This window comes from Mesorhizobium sp. M1338, from assembly GCF_040318045.1.
Taxonomy (GTDB): Bacteria; Pseudomonadota; Alphaproteobacteria; order Rhizobiales; family Rhizobiaceae; genus Mesorhizobium.
On the sequence record NZ_JAMYLL010000002.1, the window covers coordinates 117,339 to 141,334 of the forward strand.

At 65.4% G+C, this 23,996-nt stretch carries 21 protein-coding genes and 1 pseudogene; 13 read left to right on the top strand and 9 right to left on the bottom strand.

Features of this window, described 5'->3' with window-relative positions:
• The first annotated feature begins 4 nt into the window (after positions 1–4).
• On the top strand, positions 5–883 hold the full coding sequence (locus NKH19_RS02515) for an ABC transporter substrate-binding protein (RefSeq protein ID WP_352981671.1): 879 nt from the start codon (positions 5–7) through the stop codon (positions 881–883).
• Positions 876–2,882 (top strand): Fe(3+)-hydroxamate ABC transporter permease FhuB, encoded by a 2,007-nt coding sequence (fhuB, locus tag NKH19_RS02520; RefSeq protein WP_352981672.1) that lies wholly within the window; start codon positions 876–878, stop codon positions 2,880–2,882. The genes NKH19_RS02515 and fhuB overlap by 8 nt, the downstream gene beginning before the upstream one ends.
• A gap of 13 nt (positions 2,883–2,895) precedes the next feature.
• Here fhuB and NKH19_RS02525 read toward each other — a convergent pair whose 3' ends face one another.
• Positions 2,896–3,603, bottom strand: coding sequence for an aspartate/glutamate racemase family protein (locus tag NKH19_RS02525; protein ID WP_352981673.1), 708 nt, complete (start codon positions 3,601–3,603; stop codon positions 2,896–2,898).
• Here NKH19_RS02525 and NKH19_RS02530 point away from each other — a divergent pair.
• Positions 3,602–3,967 carry a hypothetical protein gene (locus NKH19_RS02530; RefSeq protein ID WP_352867228.1) on the top strand — a complete coding sequence of 122 codons (366 nt, stop codon included), beginning with the start codon at positions 3,602–3,604 and terminating at the stop codon, positions 3,965–3,967. The genes NKH19_RS02525 and NKH19_RS02530 overlap by 2 nt on opposite strands.
• 89 nt (positions 3,968–4,056) lie before the next feature.
• Here NKH19_RS02530 and NKH19_RS02535 read toward each other — a convergent pair whose 3' ends face one another.
• Complete coding sequence (locus tag NKH19_RS02535; RefSeq protein WP_352981674.1) at positions 4,057–4,746, bottom strand: SDR family NAD(P)-dependent oxidoreductase; 690 nt, start codon at positions 4,744–4,746, stop codon at positions 4,057–4,059.
• 154 nt (positions 4,747–4,900) lie between these two features.
• Positions 4,901–5,761, bottom strand: a complete 861-nt coding sequence (locus NKH19_RS02540; RefSeq protein WP_352875551.1) for a MurR/RpiR family transcriptional regulator — start codon at positions 5,759–5,761, stop codon at positions 4,901–4,903.
• A gap of 180 nt (positions 5,762–5,941) precedes the next feature.
• Between NKH19_RS02540 and murA the strand changes: the two genes are divergently transcribed.
• From murA to NKH19_RS02585, 9 genes are all read left to right on the top strand, one after another.
• The gene (gene murA / locus NKH19_RS02545) at positions 5,942–7,198 is read left to right on the top strand and encodes a UDP-N-acetylglucosamine 1-carboxyvinyltransferase (RefSeq protein WP_352981675.1); all 1,257 of its coding nucleotides are present in this window, start codon (positions 5,942–5,944) and stop codon (positions 7,196–7,198) included.
• Positions 7,195–8,076, top strand: a complete 882-nt coding sequence (locus NKH19_RS02550; protein WP_352981676.1) for a glucosamine kinase nucleotide-binding domain-containing protein — start codon at positions 7,195–7,197, stop codon at positions 8,074–8,076. The genes murA and NKH19_RS02550 overlap by 4 nt, the downstream gene beginning before the upstream one ends.
• A 178-nt stretch (positions 8,077–8,254) precedes the next feature.
• A complete protein-coding gene (gene murQ, locus NKH19_RS02555; protein ID WP_352981867.1) occupies positions 8,255–9,178 on the top strand; it encodes an N-acetylmuramic acid 6-phosphate etherase in 924 nt (307 codons plus the stop codon).
• Between the two features lie 98 nt (positions 9,179–9,276).
• A complete protein-coding gene (locus NKH19_RS02560) occupies positions 9,277–10,797 on the top strand; it encodes an ABC transporter substrate-binding protein (RefSeq protein WP_352981677.1) in 1,521 nt (506 codons plus the stop codon).
• Positions 10,798–10,831: 34 nt separating this feature from the next.
• Positions 10,832–11,791 carry an ABC transporter permease gene (locus NKH19_RS02565; protein WP_352981678.1) on the top strand — a complete coding sequence of 320 codons (960 nt, stop codon included), beginning with the start codon at positions 10,832–10,834 and terminating at the stop codon, positions 11,789–11,791.
• Positions 11,791–12,630 carry an ABC transporter permease gene (locus NKH19_RS02570; protein ID WP_352981679.1) on the top strand — a complete coding sequence of 280 codons (840 nt, stop codon included), beginning with the start codon at positions 11,791–11,793 and terminating at the stop codon, positions 12,628–12,630. The genes NKH19_RS02565 and NKH19_RS02570 overlap by 1 nt, the downstream gene beginning before the upstream one ends.
• Positions 12,627–14,375, top strand: coding sequence for an ABC transporter ATP-binding protein (locus NKH19_RS02575; RefSeq protein ID WP_352968140.1), 1,749 nt, complete (start codon positions 12,627–12,629; stop codon positions 14,373–14,375). Before NKH19_RS02570 ends, NKH19_RS02575 begins: the two co-directional genes overlap by 4 nt.
• Before the next feature lie 229 nt (positions 14,376–14,604).
• Positions 14,605–15,612, top strand: a complete 1,008-nt coding sequence (locus NKH19_RS02580) for a serine hydrolase domain-containing protein (protein WP_352968139.1) — start codon at positions 14,605–14,607, stop codon at positions 15,610–15,612.
• Positions 15,612–16,727, top strand: a complete 1,116-nt coding sequence (locus NKH19_RS02585) for an anhydro-N-acetylmuramic acid kinase (protein WP_352981680.1) — start codon at positions 15,612–15,614, stop codon at positions 16,725–16,727. Before NKH19_RS02580 ends, NKH19_RS02585 begins: the two co-directional genes overlap by 1 nt.
• On the opposite strand, the gene NKH19_RS02590 is transcribed toward NKH19_RS02585, so the two are convergent.
• From NKH19_RS02590 to NKH19_RS02600, 3 genes are all read right to left on the bottom strand, one after another.
• The gene (locus NKH19_RS02590; RefSeq protein ID WP_352981681.1) at positions 16,724–17,146 is read right to left on the bottom strand and encodes a GNAT family N-acetyltransferase; all 423 of its coding nucleotides are present in this window, start codon (positions 17,144–17,146) and stop codon (positions 16,724–16,726) included. The genes NKH19_RS02585 and NKH19_RS02590 overlap by 4 nt on opposite strands.
• 67 nt (positions 17,147–17,213) lie before the next feature.
• Positions 17,214–18,602 carry a sigma-54-dependent transcriptional regulator gene (locus NKH19_RS02595; RefSeq protein ID WP_352981682.1) on the bottom strand — a complete coding sequence of 463 codons (1,389 nt, stop codon included), beginning with the start codon at positions 18,600–18,602 and terminating at the stop codon, positions 17,214–17,216.
• Positions 18,599–20,410, bottom strand: coding sequence for a sensor histidine kinase (locus NKH19_RS02600; RefSeq protein WP_352981683.1), 1,812 nt, complete (start codon positions 20,408–20,410; stop codon positions 18,599–18,601). The genes NKH19_RS02595 and NKH19_RS02600 overlap by 4 nt, the downstream gene beginning before the upstream one ends.
• Before the next feature lie 316 nt (positions 20,411–20,726).
• Between NKH19_RS02600 and NKH19_RS02605 the strand changes: the two genes are divergently transcribed.
• Complete coding sequence (locus NKH19_RS02605; protein ID WP_352867265.1) at positions 20,727–22,055, top strand: dicarboxylate/amino acid:cation symporter; 1,329 nt, start codon at positions 20,727–20,729, stop codon at positions 22,053–22,055.
• A gap of 65 nt (positions 22,056–22,120) precedes the next feature.
• On the opposite strand, the pseudogene NKH19_RS02610 reads toward NKH19_RS02605, so the two are convergent.
• From NKH19_RS02610 to NKH19_RS02620, 3 genes and pseudogenes are all read right to left on the bottom strand, one after another.
• Positions 22,121–22,255: pseudogene (locus tag NKH19_RS02610) on the bottom strand (ABC transporter); the annotation flags it as partial.
• The gene (locus NKH19_RS02615; RefSeq protein ID WP_352981684.1) at positions 22,248–23,270 is read right to left on the bottom strand and encodes an ROK family protein; all 1,023 of its coding nucleotides are present in this window, start codon (positions 23,268–23,270) and stop codon (positions 22,248–22,250) included. The pseudogene NKH19_RS02610 and the gene NKH19_RS02615, both read right to left, overlap by 8 nt.
• On the bottom strand, positions 23,267–23,989 hold the full coding sequence (locus NKH19_RS02620; RefSeq protein ID WP_352867271.1) for a ribulose-phosphate 3-epimerase: 723 nt from the start codon (positions 23,987–23,989) through the stop codon (positions 23,267–23,269). The genes NKH19_RS02615 and NKH19_RS02620 overlap by 4 nt, the downstream gene beginning before the upstream one ends.
• Between the last annotated feature and the right edge of the window lie 7 nt (positions 23,990–23,996).

The following is a 23,996-nucleotide window of genomic DNA, read 5'->3' on the forward strand; positions in this document are numbered from 1 at the left end:
AGCGATGATCCACCTGCCCAACAGACGGCAGGTGCTTGCGCTGGCGGCCACAGCTTTGCTGCCACCCGTCGCCGCCAGAGCTGCGGCAATACGTGTTGCCGCGATCGACTGGGGTATGCTGGAGACCTTGCCGGCGCTTGGCATCGAGCCGGTGGCGGCGACCGAACTGATCCAGTTCCGCAAGGTCGCGGTCGAGCCGGCCATCCCCCAACCGGTGACCGATCTCGGACTGCGCGGCGCGCCCAATTACGAGCTGCTGCGCATCGTCGCACCGGATCTCATCGTCATCTCCAATTTCTACGAATACCAGCGCCCGATGCTCGAGCGCATCGCGCCGGTGTTTGCGCGGACGATCTATGAGGCCGGTATGCCGCCTTATGCGCTCGCCGAGGCAGCGACGCTGGCCCTGGGCGAAAAGCTTGGACCGCAGGCCGAGGCGAAGCGCTACGTGGATGATACGGCTGAGGAAATCGCGCGGCTTCGCGTCACCTTGCCGGCGTCCTCCGGGCGACCGGTCTTCGTCATCAGCCTTGGTGATAGCAGGCATTTCCGCGCTTTCGGCCGCGATTCCATGTTCGGCGATGTGCTCACGCGTCTCGGCCTGGTCAATGCATGGACCGACGAGACAAGCTACAGTGCGGCAGCGCCAGTCGGGCTGGAGGCGCTGGCGCGCGTGCCCGAGGCATCGATCCTGATCGTCTCGCCGCTGCCGGCGGATGTTGGGCGCTCGCTTCCGACAAACGCCTTGTGGAACGCCCTGCCGGCCGTGCGCGCGAACCGCGCCGCGGTGCTGGAGCCGGTCAACCATTTCGGCTGCCTCCCATCCGCACGCCGCTTCGCACGGCTGGCCATGGCGGCACTTGCTGGACGGACCCATGGCTGAGCGTCCAATCGATCGTCGCGCCATATCTGGGGTCACACTGTCGCCAATCGCCCTGTGGAGCTTCCTGGCGGCGATGGCAACACTTCTGTTTGCATGGCGGGTCGGCATGCAGTGGCCGGTCGCACTGCCCGGCGACGGCATTGACCTCGATCGTGTCATCCAGCTCTACAGCACACTGCCGCGCGCCGCGGTGGCCGTGCTGGCGGGTGCTGTGCTCGGCTTGTCTGGCCTGCTCTTGCAGCATGTGCTGCGCAATCCGCTGGCCGAGCCATCGACGCTCGGCATTTCGGCCGGCGCGCAACTGGCCATGACGATCGCCTCGCTATACGCGCCATTTCTGATGGAGCGAGCGCAGGGACTGGTCGCCTTTGCCGGTGGCACCACGGCAGTGCTGCTGGTGCTGGCGCTGACCTGGCGGCGCGGGTTGGAGCCGGTGTCCGTCGTGCTCGCCGGCATGATGGTGGCGCTGACCGCGAGTTCCGTCAGTGCCGCCCTGATCCTCGCCAATGGCGAGTATCTGTTCTCGCTGTTCATCTGGGGCGGTGGTTCGCTGGTCCAGCAGGATTGGGGGCCGACCATCGCGCTGACGGTTCGGCTGGCGGCCGGCGCCGTTGCGGCGCTGATGCTGCTGCGGCCGCTGACCGTCCTTGGCCTCGACGACGCCTCGGCGCGCGGCTTGGGCGTCGCCCGTCATTCAAGCCGCTTTCTCATCATCGCGCTTGCCGTGTGGATGGCGACGACTGTCGCGGCCAAGGTTGGCGTCATCGGTTTCATTGGCCTTGCCGCGCCCGCGCTGGCCTCACTTTCCGGCGCACGCACCTTGCGGCAAAAGCTGATCGCCGCGCCGCTGATCGGCGCCGTGCTGCTGTGGCTGACGGACGGGCTGGTGCAGCTCGCCGTCGGTTCCGGCGGAGAGCGCATTCCGACGGGTGCCGGCACCGCACTTCTAGGCGGCCCGCTGCTGCTGTGGCTGTTGCCCAGGCTGCGCCTGTTCGAATGGCCGCAACTCGTGGCCAATGGCACTGCACCGCGCAAGGCCAGCCGACCCTGGCTCATTATTCTGCTGCTGCTTGCGGTGACACTTGTCGCCGCCGCCGTGGCGCTCATCGTTGGGCGTGGCCCGATGGGCTGGTCGGTCGCCAGCGGCGACGTGCTGAGCGACCTCGCCGCCTGGCGCGCGCCACGGATCGGCGTGGCGGCAGCCGCCGGCGCCATGCTGGCGGCAGCCGGCGTCGTCATCCAGCGGGTCACCGGCAACCCGTTGGCGAGCCCCGAAGTGCTTGGCGTCGGCACCGGTGCCGGTGCCGGGCTGACCGCCGTGCTGATGGTCAGCGCCACGGCCGATCTCGGCTGGCAACTCGCCGGCTCCGCCTTGGGCTCACTGGCGGCGTTGATTGCCATGCTCGCCCTTGCCGCACGAGCAAAATTCGGCGCCGAGCGGTTGCTGCTTGCCGGCATCGCCATGAGTGCGCTGTGCAGTGCGGCGATCACCGCGACGATCGCCATGGGCAACGCGCAGTCCTATCTCCTGCTGCGCTGGCTGAGCGGCTCGACCGGCCAGGCAACCGCCCTGGATGCAGGACTAGCACTCGCCTGTCTGTTGCCGCTGACGCTGCCGCTTTTTCTCGCCGCCCGCTGGCTCGACATCCTGCCGCTCGGACCCGACAGCGCGCGCGGGCTGGGCATTCCGGTCGCCGGCGGACGGCTGACGTTGATCATTGTCGCCGCGATGCTGACAGCGCTCGCCGCCATGGTCGTTGGCCCATTGAGCTTCGTCGGCCTGATCGCGCCGCACCTTGCGCGGCTGGTGGGATTTTCCCGCGCACGCGTCCACCTTGCTGGCGCAATGCTTTTGGGCGCCTTGCTGATGATCGTATCGGACTGGCTGTCGCGCATGGCGGCCTTTCCCTACGAACTGCCGGCCGGCCTGTTCGCCTCGCTGCTCGGCGGACCGTATCTCGTCTACCTGCTTGCCAGGGGCGTGCCGCGCCAAGGCTGACAGTCTCGAACTATCAGCACCGCTCGGCCTTCAGCAGCAAGACCGCCGCTTCATACGGCTGGGCCAGTGCGACCGAGCTGGCGCGTATCGATCGGTCATGTCCCCGCGGCCGCGATACTGTCGGCAGGCCTCGGGCTTCTTGCGCACCGAAACCCAATCGGGTCAGACAGGCTCGCGCCAAGGCCGCATTGCTGTCGATGACGACCAATCCATTCACATCGGCGAGGCTGGCGGCCACCACCGACAGTTCGGTGCAGCCGAGGAGGGCGGCATCAGCGCCAGCCGCTTGCGCGATGTCGAGCGCACGCTCGGTTTCGACCGCCGCATCCGCGATCGAACCAGCCTTGACGAGGCTGATCGCGCAGTCGACGCCCTCCTGGAACTCGGTGTTCGCGGGAAGGGAGAGCTCAAATCCCGCCGCCGACATCCTGTCCCGATAGAAGCCGGAGACCAACGTGCCCTGGGTGGCGAGAATCGCAACCCGGCCTCGGTCCAAGCTACGACGCGTTTCCGCCACCACTGCATCGCCGATATGGATGATCTCCGCGTGCGAATTCGTCGCCAGTTGGTCGTACCAATGATGGGCGGTGTTGCACGGCACCGCGATGCAGGCGACGCCGAGCGTATTGAGCGTCGAGACCGCGGCTTTCAAAGGCGCCAGCGGGCCGTCATGACCGGCAAGGATGGCCTCGGTCCTGTCGGGCAGCTGCGGTAGGCACATGTTCGTTGTCCCGGAACGCCTGGGTCATTCGGGTCAGCTTGAAGTAGAAGTCAGCCGATGCAAGCGGCCCGAGGCCGCCGATAATGCCGAGCTGGGGACGGATGCTGTCGTCGATCATCCGACGGGCTCGGGTTCGAGCTGTCCCGAGACGGTTTCAGGTTGCGTCGCCTCCCTGTGGCTGGGAGCGATCATTGCCGTACTCGCCGCGACGGTGCAGACGCTGGCCAGCATCATGAACGTGTCCACGGCCGCATCCATCGCGACGAACAGGGCGAACGCCGCCTCGAAGGGAAGTTTGCAACATGCACAACCGAAGTTAAACAAACGTATATATTACATAGTGCCTTTTTTGTGTATTGGATAGACAGCATAGCATCGCGAAATATGAGCATCTCCTGATGTATAGAAGTGCGGAAGGATTGCGTTGCTTCCCCTGGGCGATCCGCTGGATTGTCAAAACGTCTCGACCCAGGGCCGCAGCTCGAGCTCCGAGCTCCAGGCGCTGCGATGCTGGCGATGGGTCGCGAGATAAGCCTCGGCGATGGCGTCCGGCGACAGGCGGCGGTCCGGCCGGTCGGGATCGGCTGCCTGTCCGGGCGGCTCGATCACCCCGTCGATGATGAAGTGGGCGACGTGGATGTTCTTCGGGGCGAGTTCGCGGGCCATGGACTGCGCCAGGCCGCGCAGGCCGAACTTAGGCATGGCAAAGCCGGCCGAGCCGGGAAATCCCTTCACACTGGCGGTGGCGCCGGTGAACAGGATCGACCCGGAACCCCGGACAAGCAGCCGACGCGCCGCCTGCTGGCCGACCAGGAAGCCGCCATAGGCGCCGACCAGCAATGCCTGTTTGACCGCTTCGGTATCCAGTTCGGCAATCGGGCCGCGCGTGCGCGCGCTGGCATTGAAAACCACGAGCGCCAGCGGGCCGGCCTTGTCGGCGGCGTCGAACAACTTGGCGACGGACGCGGCGTCGGCGACATCCGTCTCGACGGCCAGCGCACCGGTCCCGTCGACCAGAGCGCTCAGCTTCTCCACGTTGCGGGCGGCCAGAACCACGCGAAAGCCTTCCCGGGTGAGAAGGCGCGCAAGCGAAGCGCTCAGACCAGCGCCGGCGCCTGCAATGACGGCCACATCGGATGTCATGATTTTTCTCTCCCTGCGGATTTCGGCGGAAGCGTCTCGCCCGATTAGACAGGGTCGCGCCTTTGCGGGTGACAGGCAAGAGATGGCATTGCTGCAGCTGTTGCGCCAGACGGCCGCGGGACCGGCGTTGCGCGGTCCAATATCGCCTGTGGCGCTACGAAGACCGCTCGGCCTTCAGCACCGAAACCGCCACTTCGCTGTTGTGAACGTACTCATTGGCATCCGGCTGCTTCTGTACCAGCAGGATGAACAACAGGTCCGTCAGCGTCAGCTGTGCGTCGCGCGCGGTGATGGAGGAGGAGCGCGCACGCTCCTCGTCGGCGATGGTATAGAGGCGGATGTCGGCGACCCGGCTCAGCGGATTGTCGTGCAGGCCGGTGACGGCGATCACCATCGTGCCGCGCTTGCGGGCAAGCTCGGCGATGCGCAAGGTTTCGATGCTGGCGCCGGAATAGGAGAGTGCGAACAGCACGTCATCAGGCCCGAGCGTCGAGACATTGGCCATCTGGATGTGGCTGTCGCTGTCATGCATGACATTGCGGCCGAGCTTCATCAGCTTGTAGGAGAAATCGCGCGCCACCAGCGAGGAAGCGCCGACGCCGACCAGATGGATGCGGCGCGCGCCATCCAGCAATTCCAACGTCCTGGAGATGATGCGCTCGCTGTTGGCGACGATCGTCCGCTGCATCGACAGGAGCTTGCTGCCGATCAGCTTCTTCAAAATGACCTGATGGTTGTCGCCGACCTCGATCGAGCCGTGGATCATGCCGGCCGGCACCTGCCACTCCCGCGCCTTGGCCTCGCTGACGGCGAGCTTGAGCTCCTGATAGCTAGCATAGCCGAGCTTCTGGCTGAACTTGACGACGCTCGACTGGCTGCGTCCGATCTCGGCCGCGAGGGCGGCCGTCGACAGGCGCAGCATCTGGTCGGGATTGTCGACGATGTACCGGCCGATCTCACGATCGCCGGGCGCCATGCCGTCGAGCTTCACATTGATCCTGTTCAGGACGGACACGGGATTTCCTCGCGCTTTCAGGTGCCGGCTCAAGGAATAAAATATTCCAATTCCGATTGACAGCCAAGAACGTAGAATTAATTCTCGAACTGGGCCGAGCCAACATCCGGGATTCGGAGCAGTATCTCCGGAGAAAGCCGCCCGAGTATGGCCGGCTTTCGTCGCACAAGGTTTCAGCCCATGGACAGATTGCGGATCGTCGGCGGACAAAGATTGGAAGGCGCGGTCACCATATCCGGCGCCAAGAACGCCGCCTTGCCGCAGATAGCGGCGGCGCTGCTCAGCCCCTACCCGCTCGAACTGACCAATCTGCCTGATGTGACCGATGTCGAAAACATGCTCGGCGTGGTGCGGCTTCATGGCGCCGAAGTGACACGATCGGCGCATGCCGCGACGATCGACACCAGTGCCGCCGTTTCCAAGGAGACGTCCTACGATACGGTCAGGAAGATGCGGGCGACGGTGCTCGTCCTGGCGCCGCTGCTGGGCCGGTTCGGCCATGCCCGGGTTTCGCTGCCGGGCGGCTGCGCGATCGGCGCGCGGCCGGTCGACATGCATGTCGCGGCACTCGCCGCGCTGGGCGCCAAGATCGCCATCGAGAACGGTTCGATCGTCGCATCAGCGCCGAACGGGCTGACCGGCACGCGCATTGTCCTGAGCTCACCGTCGGTCGGCGCGACGGAAACCGCCATGATGGCCGCGACCACGGCCAAGGGAGAAACCGAGATCCTCAACGCGGCGCGGGAACCCGAAGTGGCTGATCTCGCCGCTTGCCTCAACGCCATGGGTGCCAGCATCGAAGGCGCCGGCACGCACCGCATCCTGATTGCCGGCGACACCAACTGGCATGCGGCCACGCACGACATCATCCCCGACCGGATCGAGGCCGGCACCTATGCCATCGCCGCGGCGATCACCGGTGGCCAGCTCGAACTGACCCACGCCCGGCTTGAGCATATGGCCTCGGTGGTGCAATTGCTCGAGGCCACCGGCGTCAGCGTCTGGCCGGGCGACCGCGGACTTATCGTCTCGCGCGACCGGCCACTCAGGGCTGTCGACGTCACGACGGAACCCTACCCCGGTTTTCCGACCGACCTCCAGGCGCAGTTCATGGCGCTGATGTGCTGCGCCGACGGTGCTTCGCTGGTGCGTGAAACAATCTTCGAGAACCGCTTCATGCATGTTCCCGAATTGATGCGGCTCGGCGCCAACATCAAGCTGCAAGGCACCACGGCGCTGGTGCGTGGCGGCGAGAAACTGCATGGCGCGCAGGTGATGGCCACCGATCTGCGCGCATCGGTGTCGCTGGTGCTGGCGGCGCTTGTCTGCGAAGGCGAAACCATCATCAACCGCGTCTATCATCTCGACCGCGGCTATGAGCAACTGGACCGAAAACTCCGCCTGTGCGGCGCCAACATCGAGCGGCTGAGCACATGAGCAGCGGCGCGGATTATTTCCTCGGCGTCGACGGCGGCGGCACCGGTTGCCGCGCCCGCATCGAGGATACCCAGGGAAACGTGCTGGGACAAGGACTGTCAGGCCCGGCGACGATGCGGCTCGGCATCGACGCCGCCTGGGCCTCCGTCGCGGAAGCCTTTGGCACGGCGATCGAGGAGGCTGGCTTCGGACCGACCGAGATCGCTCGAATCCATGCCGGCATCGGCCTTGCCGGCATCGGCCGCAAGGGTGCGCTGGAGGCGTTGCGAGCGATCGCGCATCCCTTCGCCAGCATCGATTTCGTCAGCGACGGAGTCGGCGCCTGCCTTGGCGCGCATTCGGGCCAGGACGGCGCCATCGTCATTGCCGGTACCGGCTCGATCGGCCTTGGCTTTGTGGAGGGCCGCGACCTGCGCGTCGGCGGCTACGGCTTTCCGATCTCCGACGAAGGCAGCGGTGCCGATCTCGGCCTGAAAGCCGTGCAGCTGGCGTTGCGCGCCCATGACGGCCGGCATGAGCGGACGGCACTTCTGGCGGAAGTGATGCAGCGTTTCGAGGACGATCCGATGGAAGCCGTCGCCTGGATGGACCGCGCCAGTCCTACGGACTATGCCGCCTTGGCGCCGATGGTGATGCGCCACGCCGACCAGGGCGATCCGGTCGGACGGCGCATCGTGCAAAGTGCGGCCGAGCAGATCGATACGCTGGTGCGGGTGCTGTTCGAGAAAGGCGCGCCGCGTGTGGCCTTGCTGGGCGGCCTCGCCAGCCCGCTCGAGCCCTGGCTCTCCCCCGATGTCCGGCGTCGCCTGAAGCCCGCCGACGGCGACGCGGTGTCGGGCGCGATCATCCTTGCCAAAAGACCCCTCGACGGACGGTAGTGTCTTGTCAGCGAAGGAATAAAATATTCCCAATTTCTGTTGACGATATGAATATCCAATTCTAAAAAGTTAACAGAGAAAACAGGGTAGCGACCACGGACCTTGGTCCGTGTGCGTTTGCGCCGATCGGCGAGCCATGCTCATCCGGCTGCGCCGCATGGTTTTTGAAAGCATTGGGATGACCGAGCAAGGGTTGATGTCCGAGCTGGACCGGCTGGTTTCCGAGGGCCGGAACCCGAGGACGATGGACATCGATCTGCTGCCGACCATCGACGTGCTGCGCAAGATCAACGACGAGGACAGGGCCGTCCCGGCGGCTGTCGAAAAGGTCGTGCCTGAAATCGCTGCCGCGGTGGACCGCATCGTGCTTGCCTTCCAGAAAGGCGCGCGTCTGATCTATATCGGCGCCGGCACCAGCGGCCGGCTGGGCGTTCTCGACGCCTCGGAATGCCCGCCCACCTTTGGTGTGCCCGAAGGCATGGTCGTCGGTCTGATCGCCGGCGGTCGCGACGCTCTGGTGCGGTCGACGGAAGGCGCCGAAGACGATCCGAAGATGGGCGCCAGGGCATTGCAGGACATTGACCTCACATCAGACGACGTCGTGGTCGGCATCGCGGTCAGCGGACGCACGCCCTATGTCATCGGCGGGCTGAACTATGCCCGGCAGGTGGGCGCAACGACGGTTGCCCTGTCCTGCAATCCGGCCTCGACGATTGCCGGCATCGCCGACATCGCCATCTCGCCGGTCGTCGGCCCGGAGGTGCTCACCGGCTCGACCCGGCTGAAGTCGGGAACCGCGCAGAAGCTGGTGCTCAACATGCTGACCACCGCCTCGATGATCCGCATCGGCAAGAGCTATCAGAACCTGATGGTCGACCTGAATCCGTCGAACAAGAAGCTTGTCGCCAGGGCGATCAGGATCGTCATGCAGACGACTGGCTGTGGGGCGCAGCAGGCCAAGCAGGCGCTCGGCCAGACCGGCAACGATGTGAAGCTGGCGATCCTGGTGACGATCACCGGCATGGGTGTCGAGGAGGCGCGAGCGGCTCTCGGCAAGGCCGGAGGCTTCCTGCGAAAGGCAATCAGCGACAAGACAGCGTGAAGCCGCATAGACTGGGCCGATAGTCCAAAGCATGTGTGTCTTGGAAGCGGTCGGCGGAAACCGCAAGGCATCGAGTTCAAACAAAATGGGAGACGAGAATGGTTCATCTCACAAGAAAGCTGCTGTCGGGCATTACGCTGGCCGCGATGCTCGGCGTGGCCGCGGTCTCAACGCAGGCGAGTGCTGCAACGCTGCATATGGCCTGGTCGCAGGACGCAACCGGGCTTGACCCGCACAAGCAGACGGCGTTTTCGTCGCTGCGGCTGCTGGAGCTGATCTATGAGCCGCTGGTGCGTGTCGATGCCAGCCTGCGGATCATCCCTGCAATCGCCACCTCCTGGGAGTTCTCCAAGGACGGCAAGGAGCTGACCTTCAAGCTCGACCCCAAGGCAAAATTCCAGGACGGCACCGCCGTCACCTCGGCCGACGTCAAGGCATCGTTCGAGCGTATCCTCGACGAGAAGACGGGGGCTGCGGCACGTGCCAACTTCCTGTCGATCGCCAGCATCGATACGCCGGATGCTGAAACCGTGGTGTTTCATCTGTCGCAGCCCGATGCGCCTATCCTGACGGCGATGAGCGACGTCAACGCTGCCATCGCCCCGGCCAGCGAAATCAAGGCCGGCTCGATCGGCACCAAGGCTTTGGGCTCCGGACCCTTCAAGCTCGACAAATGGGACCCCAACGCCAAGGAAGTCTTGAGCGCCAACAAGGATTGGGCCGGGGGTGCGACAGGTGTCGACGGCATCGAGATCAGCGTGCTTCCCGATGAAGCGGCGATCCTGGCCGCCATGCGCACCAAGCAGATCGATTTCGCGCTGCTCAACGACCCGCTCGTCGCCACGCTGGTGCCCAGGGAACCCAGCCTGCAACTGAACCGGGTGCCGGTGCTGGCCTATCACGTGCTGCAGCTCAATCCGTCGCGCAAGCCGATGACCGAGCTTAAGGTGCGCCAGGCGATCTCCTGCGCCATCGACCGACAGGAGGTGCTGGATACCGCTTCGCTCGGCGAAGGCAAGGTGACCGGACCGCTGACCATCCCTGCTCTGGCGACCGACCCAAGCCAGTTGTTCTGCTACAAGCGCGACGTCGAAAAGGCCAAGAAACTGATGCAAGAGGCCGGCTTTGCCGACGGCTTTTCCGCGACGGTGATCGGCGCCACCGGCGAGCCGCCGACGGCAGCGGCAGAGGCGCAGGTCATCCAGTCGCAACTCGCTGAAATCGGCGTCAAGCTCGACATCAAGATGATGGAACTCAACGTCTATGTCGACGCCTGGCTGAAGGGCGATTTCGACATGGCGATCGCCTTGAACGGCGGCCGCGCCGACCCCTACACCATGTACAACCGCTACTGGACCAAGGCGGGCAATCTGCAGAAGGTGGCGAACTACATCGACGACACGCTCGACAGCCAGATGCAACAGGGCCGCGCCGAGACCGATCCGGCAAAACGCAAGGCGATCTTCGCCGCGTTCGAGAAGCACCTCGCGGAAATGTCGCCGTGGATCTGGCTCTACACGTCCTACAGCTATACGGCCCAGCAGAAGAACATCGCCGGGTTCGTGCCGACGCCGACCGGCACGCTGTTCAGCCTGAGCAAGGTTACCATCCAGCAGTAGCCGCCGCAGGCATTGGACGAGAGGACTTCTTCGCGTGAACTATCTGATGCGACGACTGGCGACGTTTCCTCTCGTCCTGCTTGGCGTGTCCATCCTGGTCTTCGTGGCGATCCGGACGGTGCCGGGCGATTCGATCACGGCGATGCTGGGGACCGAAGCCGGCCTGCTGACGCCGGCACAGCGCGACTCGCTCGCCGCCTATTTCGGCATCGACCAGCCCTGGTTCGTCCAGTACTGGCGCTGGATAGGCGGCATCCTGCATGGCAATCTCGGCATCTCGGTCACCTATGGCAGGCAGGTGCTCGACGTCATCATCGAGCGCTTCCCACTGACGCTTGAACTGGCCGTTCTGTCGATGGTCATCGCGCTCGCGGCCGGCATGCCGGCCGGGATCTATGCCGCCACGCACAATGAGAAGCTATCCGATTTGGGTGTGCGCATCTTCGCCATGATCGGCCAGTCGACGCCGAGCTTCGTGCTAGGCCTGCTGATCATCTACACGCTGTCGGCCGGCTTCGGCGTGCTGCCGGCGATGGGCGAATTCGCGCCGCTCTGGCAGGATCCCTTACGCAATCTCAGCCAATTGATCCTGCCCGCCATCACGCTCGGCTTCGCCTTCGCCGCGTCGGTCACCCGTATATCGCGTTCGGCCATGCTCGACGTGTTGAGCGACGACTATGTGCGGACCGCGCGCAGCAAGGGCGCCTCGGCGCGCAGCGTCATCTGGCGGCACGCTCTGCCCAACGCGCTGATCCCTGTCGTGACGCTGAGCGGCATCGAGTTCGGCTACCTCCTGGGCGGCGCCGTCATCGTCGAGCAGATCTACGCCCTGCCCGGCCTCGGTCGCATGGTTCTGGATGCGATCCAGCAGCGCGACTACGCGCTGGTGCAGGGCAGCGTGCTGTTCATCGCCTTGAACTTCATGATCGTCAATCTCCTGGTCGATCTCGCCTATGTCGCGCTCGACCCGCGCATCCGGCTGGGAGAGTCCTGATGCGCATCCTGCGCGCCATCTTCGGCCACGGCAGCGGCCGCATCGGCGGCGTCATCGTCGGCGTCTATCTCACGGTCGCCATCCTCGGCATGCTGGGGCTGACGCCGCACAACCCGATCACGCAATTCCGGGTCGACCGGCTGCATTCGCCCAGCGGCGCCTATTGGATGGGCACCGACCTGTTCGGCCGTGATGTGGCCAGCCGGCTGATGGCCGGCGTCGGCCAGTCCTTCACGGTCGCCTTCTTCTCCGTGGCCTTCGCCACCCTTGCCGGCACCGTGCTCGGGCTGGCCGCCGCCTGGCTCGGACGCCGATGGGACGGCATCGTCATGCGGATCATGGACGTGCTGCTGGCCTTCCCGGCGATCCTCCTGGCGCTGCTCATCGTCACCGTCGCCGGACCCGGCACCTGGACCAGCGTCGTTGCCATCGGCATCGTTTACACGCCGATCTTCACCCGCGTGGTGCGCGGCCCTGCGCTTTCGCTCAAGGCACGTGAATTCGTCGATGCCGCACGCACCTTCGGCAGCAGTTCGAGCTACATCGTGACGCGCCATCTGCTGCTCAATCTGGTGGCGCCGTTGACCGTGCAGGTGACGCTGGCGCTGGCGTGGTCGCTTCTGACCGAAGCAGGCTTGAGCTTCCTTGGCCTTGGCACGCAGCCGCCGGCGGCCTCGCTCGGCCTGATGCTGAGCGACAGCCGCAATCTGATGGAGACCGCGCCCTGGCTGATGATCTTCCCGGGGCTGACGATCATGATCAGCATTCTCGGCTTCAACCTGCTGGGCGACGCCTTGCGCGACATCCTCGACCCTAGGATGCGGAGGGCGCCGGCATGACCCCGCTGCTCTCCGTTCGCGACCTACGCGTCGGCTTTGGCCGCAATCCGCAAGCCAATGAGGTGGTGCGCGGCGTCAGCTTCGATCTCGCCGATGGCGAGACGCTGGCGATTGTCGGCGAAAGCGGCTCGGGCAAGTCCGTCACCGCGCTCTCGATCAATCGGCTCATCGATTTCGGCGGCGGCCGCATCACTGGCGGCGCCATGAAACTGAAACGCGCCGACGGCAGCCTTTTCGACCTGATGACCGCGACCGAGCCGCAACTGACCGGCATTCGCGGCGCCGAGATCGGCATGATCTTCCAGGAACCGATGACCTCGCTCAACCCGGTGCTGACCATCGGCTGGCAGATCGAGGAATCCTTTCGGCTGCACCGCGGCCTGACCGGAAGACAAGCCACGGCGGCGGCCAAGGATGCGCTCGACCGCGTGCGCATTCCCGATGCCGCGCGGCGGCTGAAATACACGCCCAACCAGCTGTCGGGCGGCATGCTGCAGCGGGTGATGATCGCCATTGCGCTGGCCTGCAATCCGCGCCTGCTGATCGCCGACGAGCCGACGACGGCACTCGACGTGACGGTGCAGGCGCAGATCATGGCGCTGCTTGCCGAACTGAAGCGCGAAACCGGCATGTCGATGATCTTCATCACGCACGACATCGGCCTGGTGGCCGGCATCGCCGACAAGGTGATGGTGATGCAGAACGGCCAGGCCGTCGAGCAAGGCGAGTTGAACCAGATCCTCGACAATGCGCGGCATCCGTATACGCAGCATCTGCTGCAGGACGTGCCGCATTTCACCAATGGCAGCACGACGCGTTCGGACGGACGGCGCGACAAGGGCGCGAGCCACGAGCCGGCCTTGAAGGTCGACGGCCTCGTGGTGCGGTTTCCGCTCAGGAGCAATTTCTTCAGCCGCGCCACGGGCGCGGTGCATGCCGTTGACGGCGTCGATTTCGACCTGATGCCAGGCGAGACGCTGGCCATCGTCGGCGAAAGCGGCTCGGGCAAATCGACCACCGCACGTGCGGTGCTGGGGCTGGTGCGGTCGACGCGCGGCAGCTTCTCGGTTGGCGCAAGAGAAGCTTCTGCGCAACAAAGCGCCCTGCCCGTGCAGATGGTGTTCCAGAATCCCTACGCCTCGCTCAATCCGAGGCTCAGCATCGAGAGCATTCTGGCCGAACCGGTGATCGCGACCGGCGGCCGGGTGGATGCCGGAACGCGGGCCAGGATGGCGAGCCTGCTGGAACGCGTCGGCCTGCCAAAAAACAGTCTCGAACGCTATCCCCATGAATTCTCCGGTGGCCAGCGGCAAAGGCTGTGCATCGCCCGCGCGCTGATGCTCAACCCTTCCGTCGTCGTTCTCGACGAAGCCGTGTCCGCCCTGGATGTCTCGGTACAGGCGAAAGTGCTGGAGCTTCTGGTCGACCTGCAGCGCGAGTTTGGGCTGGCCTACCTGTTCATCTCGCACGACATGGCGGTCGTCGAGCGGATCGCCCATCGCATTGCCGTCATCTATGCCGGCCAGATCGTCGAGATCGGCGACGCGACCTCGGTGCTGTCGAAGCCGAAGCATTCCTATACGAAGAAACTGATCGCCGCCGTTCCGACCATCGACCGGCGCCACGAACATTTCGAGCTCGACACGCGCCAGGTTCCCTCGCTCGTGCGCCCGCAGGGGTATGAGCCGGCACCGGCGAGGTGGGAGCAGTTTGGGCTGGATCATATGGCGAGGGTGGAGGTGTGATGAGTGGTGCGCAGGCACTTCTAAACTCGGAGGGACAGCACCCCCCTCTGCCCTGCCGGGCATCTCCCCCGCAAGGGGGGAGATCGGATGTCGCCACGGCTTTCGCCAATCTCCAACATTGGAAGGTTGGCGGAACATCAACGCTGCCAATCTCCCCCCTTGCGGGGGAGATGTCCGGCAGGACAGAGGGGGGTGTGACGGATCGCGGCCTCTCGGACGGAGGCCGACATTGAGCGACCTCCCCGAGCTCTTCAATCGCGCCTTCCAGCCCCTCGCAGCAGCGGTTTCCGCCAAGCGCATCCCCGGCGGCGTGCTCGGCATTGTCGACAAACATGGCGAACGCATCATCCGATCGATCGGCTCGGCGCAACTCGTGCCGAAGCCCCGCCCCATGCAGGACAACACCTGGTTCGACCTGGCATCGCTGACCAAGGTCATCTTCACCACACCGCGCATCCTGACGCTCGCGCAACAGGGCGTCATCGATCTCGATGCGCCGCTTACTTCCGCCCTGCCCGACCTTCGCCAGTATGATGCAAAGGCCTGGGAGCGGAACGTGACGTTTCGCCAGTGCCTCGGCCACCAGACGCCCTTTCCGGCTGTCGAGCCGATCTACACTTACGGGCGCGATCCCGACCTGCTACGCGCCTTCATCCTGCAGCGCGAGTGGCGGGCCCGCGACCCCGTCTATTCCGACATCAACTTCATCCTGCTCGGTTTTGCGCTGGAGCGGCTGTCGGGAAAGACGATCCGGGAAATGGATCCCGGCCCCGGCTTTGCGTTCTCCGCCGACGCCGATGCGTCAGCGGCGACCGAGGACTGCACCTGGCGCCACCGCGTGCTGTCCGGCGAGGTCCACGACGACAATTGCTCGGCGCTGCAGGGCGCGGGTCACGCCGGCCTGTTCGGAACGGCCGCTTCGGTGCTGGATTTCGCGCAAGGACTATTGGATGGCAACGGCGCGTCCGAGCGTTCGATCGCGCTGATGCGCACGCCCTTGTCCGCCACCCGCACCCATGGCTGGGAGCGCCCCTATGCGGGCTGGTCCGGCGGGGCCTTGTGCAGCCCGGGAACCATCGGCCACACCGGCTTTACGGGCACCGGGCTGTGGATCGACTTCGACAGTGGCAAGGCCTGGACCTTGCTCACCAACCGGATCCATCCGACACGTCATTTCGATAGCGGCATCGTTTCGCTTCGGCAGGCGGTCGGCGATCTCGTCAATGGAGCTCAATAATGGAACCAATCTGGGCCGTCGGCCTGATGACCGGCACCGTGCTGGACGGAAACATCGACGTCGCGCTGATCAAGACCGATGGCGAACGGATCGACGATTTCGGCACCTATCGGCTGATGCCTTATCCCTCGTCGATCCGCACCCTGCTGGAAGAGACGCTGAAGCAGGCACGGGCCTGGAATTTTGTCGGGCCGGAGCCGGCGATTTTTCGCCAGGCGGAGGAAGCCCTGACGCGTGCCCAGTCGGCGGCGGTCAAGGAGCTGGTCGAAGGCTATGGCATGACGATGGCCGATATCGGCGTCGTCGGCTTTCACGGCCAGACCGTGCTGCATCGTGCGCCGCAATTTGGACGTCTCGGCCAGACCCGGCAGCTCGGCGATGGCGAGCTGATGCACGCCCTGTTGGGCACCAAGGTCGCCTATGACTTCCGCTCGGCCGACATGCGCGCCGGCGGGCAAGGCGCGCCCTTGGCCGCGGCCTATCACACCGCGCTGATGCGCAGCGCCGGCGCCAATGGCGAGGTGGCGGTGCTCAATCTCGGTGGCGTCGCCAACATCACCTGGTGGGACGGCGCCGACAATGTCGTTGCCTTCGACACCGGGCCGGCCAACGCGCCGCTCAACGATTTCATCAAATCGAAGGGACTGGGCGAAATGGACCGTGACGGCGCGCTTGGCCGTGAGGGCAAGGTCGACGAGGCCCGGCTCGCCAAGCTGTTGCAGCACCCCTATCTGAGCAAAGCCTATCCCAAATCGCTGGACCGTTTCGACTTCGGCTCCGCGATGGCGGACAGCCTGGGCGCCGAGGATGGTGCGGCGCTCCTCACCGCCTTCACCGCTGCCGCTGTCGGCAAGGCGCTCGACCTTTTGCCGCACCGGCCGAAAAAGCTCGTGGTCAGCGGTGGCGGCCGCCACAACCCGACGATGATGGCGATGCTGGCCAGCCGCGCCGGCGTCGAGGTGGTGCAGGCGGAAAGCCTGGGCTGGAGCGGCGACGCGGTCGAGGCGGAGTGCTTCGCCTTCCTCGCGGTTCGCGTGCTGCGCGGCCTGCCGATCAGTTTTCCAAGCACCACCGGCGCGCCGCAGCCGATGCGCGGCGGAAAGCTTGCCGGTTAAGCCAGTTTCTTCTGCAAGAAAACGCGGCTGCGGCCGACGGGGAAATCGGTCAGCGTGCCGAAGGGCCGATAGCCCTGGCGCTGGTAGACCTTGGCGGCGTTCGGATTGAAGGTGTCGATCCAGGCATTGTTGCAGCCGCGCGCAACGGCCTCCTGTTCGGCCGCGTCCAACATCGTGCCGGCCATGTGCTGGCCGCGCAGCTTCTCATCGACCCACAGCCACTGCACGTAAAGCCAGCCCCAGGCGGTGTAGCCCGAAATGCCGGCAACGACCGCACCGGCCTCGTCGCGCACGAACACCGCCAGCGCCTTCCTTTCGGAAGCACCGATATCGCTGTCGTTGAACGCCGTCAGACGCTCGCCGAGAAAGGCGAGTTCTTCCGGCAAGGGGTTTGCCGTCGTTTCAAGTGTCGTGTTCATGGCTCTTTCCGAAATGCGCGACGGGATAAAAACTAGCGTTACGAAGGGCAGCGCACTTGCGCAATTTCTACATCTGTCCGCGAGGTTGCGCATCCGCGTCGCCGCCATTGCGGAATTCAGACGCGGCGATGCCGTAGCGCTTGAGCTTGTCGTAGAAGGTCTTGCGCGGTACGCCGAGTGCGTCGATGGCGCCGCGCACATCGCCGCCATGGTCGCGCAGCGCATCGCGGATGAGTTGCGCCTCATAGTGACCGACCCTTTCGGGTAGTGTTGCCGCGAGCTCCGGCAAGTGTGCGGAGGCCGCTTTCGTCTCATCCTCTGGACCAAAGCCGAGTGCGACGCGATCGGCAAAATGGGCAAGCTCGCGCACATTGCCCGGCCAGGCGTGCGACTGGAGATGATCGCTGACCGCGGCGTTCACCTTGGCGATTGGCCGGCCGAACCGTTCCGAGGCCTTGCCGAGGAAATGCCCGAACAGCATCGGGATGTCGCCGCGCCGCTCGCGCAGGGGCGGGATGCGCAGCGTCACCACGTTGAGGCGAAAATACAAATCCTCGCGAAAATCGCCGCGCTGGTCTGGCCGGCCGAGATCGACCTTGGTCGCCGCGACAACCCTGAGGTCGACGCGGCGGGTCTCGTTCGAGCCAAGCGGTGTCACGCTGCGCGTTTCGAGCACCCGCAGCAGCTTGACCTGTAGGGCCGGCGGCATGGATTCGATCTCGTCGAGGAACAGCGTGCCGCCGCTGGAATGCTCGATGCGGCCCATCCGCCGCCGCTGTGCGCCGGTGAACGCGCCGGCCTCATGGCCGAACAGTTCGCTTTCGATGACTGTCTCCGGCAGCGCGCCGCAATTCAGCGCCACGAAGGGTTTTGCGCGCCGCCGCCCCCATCTGTGCAGGAGGTCCGCCACCACTTCCTTGCCGGTTCCGGTCTCTCCTTCGACCAGCACGTCGACATCCATGTCGGCGATCTGGCGCAAAGCCTCGCGCAGGCGGCGGATGGCAGGCGCTTCACCGATCAGCGGCAGACCGTCGGCGGCTTGTGCGGCGGCCTCGCGCAGGCGCCGGTTCTCCATCACCAGCCGCCGCTTCTCCGATGCCCGTTTCAGCGCCTCGACAAGGCGATCTCCGGCATAGGGTTTCGGAATGAAATCGTAGACGCCGTCCTTGAGCGCGGCGACCGCAAGATCGACATCGCCATGCCCGGTGACAAGGATCACGGGTATGTCCGGATCGATCGCCTTGATGCGGTCGAACAGCTGCAGACCGTTCATGCCCGGCATGCGGATGTCGCTGACGACCACGCCTTCGAAATTCCTGTCGACGACACCAAGCGCGGCCTCGGCGGCATCGAGCGCGACCACGGTGAAGCCGGCAAGCTCCAGCAATTGCGTGGTGGCGTGAAGCAGATCCGCATCGTCGTCGACGAGTGCCACCAGCCCTGATCGGTCCGTCATTCTATCCGCCTCAGGTCGATGGTGAAGGATGCGCCGCTGGCGCTGCCGGGATCGAGCCGCAGCGTGCCGCCCAGTTCCTGGGCGATCTCCTGCGAAATCACCAGCCCGAGGCCAAGCCCCTTCTCCTTCGTGGTCTGGAACGGCATGAACAGATTGCCGGCGGCCTCCGGCCCGAGGCCAGGGCCGTTGTCGCGCACCGAAATCAGCACCCGATCGTCGCGCTCGGCGAGTTCAATCTCGATGCGGGGATCAGGCTGGTCCTTCATGGCGTCCAGCGCATTTTGCAATAAATTGACGAGGATCTGCTCCAGCCGGATGCGGCTCGCCATGACGACCGGCGATGCGTTGCCGCGCGGCTTGACGATGGTCACGCCGGAATCGCGGATGCGGCCGGACAGCAGCGACAGCGCGCCGTCGATCGCCTCGCGCACCGGTAAGGGCGAGGCAGCGACACCCGGCCGGCGGGCAAAAGTGCGCAATGTGCTGGTGATCGCGCCGATGCGTTCGGTCATCGACACGATCGACATCAGATTGCCGCTGGCCGGTTCGGTCTTGCCACTGTCGAGAAAGCGGCCGGCATTCTCGGCATAGGTGCGGATGGCGGCGACCGGCTGGTTGATTTCGTGCGCCACGCCGGCGGCGATCTGTCCGAGTATCGACAGCCGGTTGGCCTGGGCGAGGTCGTCACGCAGCCGGCGGACCTTGGCTTCGGCGTTCTCGCGCTCGGCGATTTCGCCGGCAAGTGCGGCGTTGGAGCGCGTCAGCTCGGCCGTCCGCATGCTGACCCGGCTCTCCAGTTCGACATTCATCCGCGCCAGCGCTTCCTGTCTCAACAGGCGGGCGCGCCGGCGCCGGGTCAGCACGAAGGTTAGCAAGCCTATCAGCAGCAAGCCGAGCAGCGTGGTGAGGCGCGCCGTGTTGGCGGCGGCGGAGAGTGCCGCATCGGCGGGCGTCAGCAGCCAGAGACGCCAACCGGGGACAGCACCGGGCAGGTCCTGCACCACCTCAACGAACTGACGCTGCTTGCCGGCGCTGTCGATCGTCGCCAGACCGTCACCAGCGCCGCGCCGGATCGGCAGGGGTTCGAAGCCGGCATCGGCCAGCTGGAGCTGCTCGCGGGCAGCGGCCGCGTCCTTCGCCGACAGTGGCGCCAGAGCATGAAAGCGCCAGTCGGGCTGGCTGGTGGCCAGCACCACACCGCGTTCATCGGTGACGAAGACGAGAAAGCCGCTGGAGCGCCAATTGGCTTCGACGCGGTCTAGCTCGACCTTCAACACCGCAACGCCAAGCGGCTTGCCGCCATCGTCGACACGGCTGGCCAGGTAAAGGCCTGGCTTGCCGCTGATCGTGCCGAGGCCATATTGGCTGGCGGCACCCTTCGCCATGGCCTCCTGAAAATAGTGCCGAAAATTATAGTCGATGCCGACAAAGCTGGTCGGCTCGCCGGCATTGCTGGCTGATATGGCGATGCCTGCCGTGTCGATGACATAGATGGCGGACGCCGAGGCATCGCCGGCAATCGCCTTGAGCTTGTCGTCGAGGGCCTTTTCTTGCATTTTTCCGGCTCGGCGCAGAGCGCCCCGCACAGCGTCGTCTCGTGCCAGCACCAAGGGAACCAGGCGCTGCTTTTCGATTTCGCCGGTCAGCGTCCCCGCCGCCAGCGGCAGGGCCGCAAGCGCTGTGTCGCGCAGATTGCCTGCCGCTTGGCCGGAGGCAATGCGCCCGGCAATTGCGATCGCGCCGGCCAGAAATACGAGGGCGACGACCACGACAAGCCAGCGGCCATCGCGCGCGGCCTCGCGCAGCAATTCACGGCCGGCAAATCCAGGGGAGCCACTGTCGGTACCTGCTTGCGACGTCTGCCCTCTCCTCTTCCTCCCAGCCCTCCGGCTTCGCGGCCAGTGTAATGCGAAAATCCGCCCAGGCAAACGCTGCTTGTGCGGAAATCCGCACAGGCATTGCCCGCATGGCCTCTGACAAAGGCGGAAACCCTGGGATTCCGGCCTTTTCCCGATCTGGCACGACGCTTGCAAAAGTCCTTGCAGCGGCGTGCGACCGGAGCGCCGCGATGGGAGAAGTCACGCAGGGCGGTCCATTTTCGCCCATCCGGCCAGGGAGAGTTCGATGCACATCGCAGATCATTCAGGCGCGGCTTCCGCGCGGCGCAAGCCTTTCTATGCCCAACTCTACGTGCAGGTGCTCGTCGCGATCACCGTCGGCATCCTGCTCGGCCATTTCTATCCGTCGGTCGGCGAGAGCATGAAGCCGCTCGGCGACGCCTTCATCAAGCTGGTCAAGATGATCATCGCCCCGGTCATCTTCCTGACGGTGACGACGGGAATTGCCGGCATGAGCGACCTGCAGAAGGTCGGGCGTGTCGCCGGCAAGGCGATGCTCTACTTCCTCACCTTCTCGACCCTGGCGCTTGTCATCGGCCTTGTCGTGGCCAATGTCGTGCAGCCGGGCGCCGGCTTCAACATCGACCCGGCGACGCTCGATGCCTCGACCGTAAACACCTATGCCGCAAAGGCGCACGACCAGTCGGTCACAGGCTTCCTGATGAACATCATCCCGACGACGATCGTCGGTGCCTTCGCCGACGGCGACATCCTGCAGGTATTGTTCTTCTCGGTGCTGTTCGGCATTGCGCTGGCGCTGGTCGGCGACAAGGCAACGCCCGTCCTCAATTTCCTGCAGGCGCTGACGACGCCGATCTTCAAGCTGGTCAGCGTGCTGATGAAGGCAGCCCCTATCGGAGCCTTTGGTGCCATGGCATTCACCATCGGCAAATACGGCATCGGCGCGGTCATCAACCTCGCCATGCTGGTCGGCACCTTCTACGTGACGTCGTTTCTGTTCGTCTTCGTCGTGCTGGGAGCGGTCTGCCGCTACAACGGGTTCTCGATCCTGGCGCTGATCCGCTACATCAAGGAAGAGCTGCTGCTGGTGCTGGGCACCTCCTCGTCCGAGGCAGCCCTGCCCTCGCTGATGGAGAAGATGGAGAAGGCCGGCGCCAAGCGCTCGGTGGTCGGTCTGGTCATTCCGACCGGCTATTCCTTCAACCTCGACGGCACCAACATCTATATGACGCTGGCTGCGCTGTTCATCGCGCAGGCAACCAACATTCACCTGTCGATGGGCGACCAGATCCTGCTGCTGCTGGTTGCGATGCTTTCGTCCAAAGGCGCCGCCGGCATCACCGGGGCAGGCTTCATCACCCTTGCCGCCACGCTTTCGGTCGTTCCGGCGGTGCCGGTCGCCGGCATGGCGCTGATCCTCGGCGTCGACCGCTTCATGTCGGAATGCCGGGCGCTGACCAACTTCGTCGGCAACGCCGTCGCCACGCTGGTGGTGGCGCGCTGGGAAGGCGAACTCGACGAGGCCAAGCTGGCGAGAGCCCTGGCGGGCACGGCGGACGACAGCCTGCCGGCGGACGTCGTTCCCGCCGAGTAATCCGTGCGGTTTGATACCAATAGCGGCCGGAGGCATACTGCCTCCGGCCGCTGTCGTTCAAGTCGCAGCGTCGACTTTCGGCAGCCCGACGGGCCGACGAGGACAACGAACTCGCGGTCACCGACATCGAGGTCGACACCCTTGATCACCTCGGCATTGCCATAGGACTTGCGCACGCCGCGCAGCTTGAGCTCAGCCATTGAAGTCCCTCCTCGTGTCCGGAAATGTGCTTGGCCCGACAGGCATGCGGGCGGCAATCGTGCCCACATCATCGAACAGGATGAGGCTGGCGGCGCCGACCAGCCCGGCATGGCGGCCGAGCTGGGCCTGAACGACCGGCACGTCGCGATAGGCGCGCATGGCCCGCTGCCTGATGGTCGCCTCGATGGTCGGCAGCATCAGGTCGAGCCCATTGGCAATGCCGCCGCCGACGACCAGCACATCGGGCGAATAGAGATGCAAGAGGTTGGTGAAGCCAATGCCCAGCCAGCGGGCTTCCTCGTCCATCAAGGCCGAGGCAAGACCGTCCCGCAGCCGTGCCGCCTCGACGACATGGCGGCCGGTCACCTCCGCGTCGCCTGAGAGGTGCCGCAAGCTCGAGCCGTCGCCGGCGGTTGTCGCAGCGGTGGCGCGGCGGCCGAGCGCTGTTCCCGAAGCGATCGCCTCGAAGCAGCCGACGACGCCGCATATACAGCGTTCGCCTTCATTGGTGATGGTCATATGGCCGATCTCGGCGGCAAGGCCACGGCGGCCATGCAGGATGCGCCCGTCGACGACGACACCGCCGCCGATGCCGGTGGAAACCGTGACGAAGACCAGCGAGCGCGCGCCATGGCCGGCGCCGAAGCGCCATTCGCCGAGTGCGGCGGCATTGGCGTCGTTCTCCAGCCGCACCGGCAGGCCGAGCCGCCGTTCGAGGATGTCGGCAAGCGGTACGTCCAGCCAGCCGGCGAGTGTCGGCGGGCCGACGGCGATGCCGGCCAGCGGATCGAGTGGTCCCGGCGCACCGACGCCGACGCCGACGGTCGAAAGTGCCGGTGCCTCGGCATGGACGGCCGCCGCCAACGCCTCGATCTGGCCGATCACCACATCGGGGCCGGCCTGCGCCTGCGTCGGCACCGCCGCGAATGCCAGGATCTTGCCGTCGCGGTCGACCAGGGCGGCGCGAAGCTCCGTCCCGCCAAGATCGATCGCAAGGGCGGCTTGTATCGTCATGCCGCGACCTTCAGTCCGTGCAGCCAGCCGATGCGGCCGGCGAGATCCTTGTCGCCGAAGGCGAGCGAACCGAGAACCACCGTCTCGGCGCCGGCGGCACGCAGCAGCGGCACGGTCTCATGGCGGATGCCGCCGTCAGCCGCCAGAACCACTTCCGCCTCGCGGTCGGCCTGCCTCAGGATGGCGCGGGCAGTGCCCAACCGGTCGCAAGCCTTGTCCGACAGGCTCTGCCCCTTGACGCCGATCGCCGTACCCAGAAGCGTGACGAACGCGACCTCGGAAACGAAAGGCGTCACCGTCTCGACCGGCGTCTCCAGCCTGACCACGACGCCGGCCTCGGCGCCGAGTTCGCGGGCCAGCCGAACGGCGCGCAATCCCGCTTCGCCATTCTCGGCATGGACGCTGATCATGTCGGCGCCGGCTTCGATGAACTGGCGCGTCTGCGCCTCGACGATTGCTTCATCGACCATCAGATGGACATGGATAGGCTTGGCCGTCAGCCTGGCGATGCGGGCGACGAGATCGGGAAAGAACAGGAAGGACGGGGCGAAATGCCCATCCGCCACATCGATGTGATGAAGATCGACATAGGGCTCGATGCGCCTGAGATCGCTCTCGAAATTGGCGAGGTCGGCGGACCACAGCGAGAATTCGGCGATCATGCGATCGCGTGGCAATGCGGCGATAGCGGCCGGGCCTGAGACGAGTTTCGAGATCATGACTGGT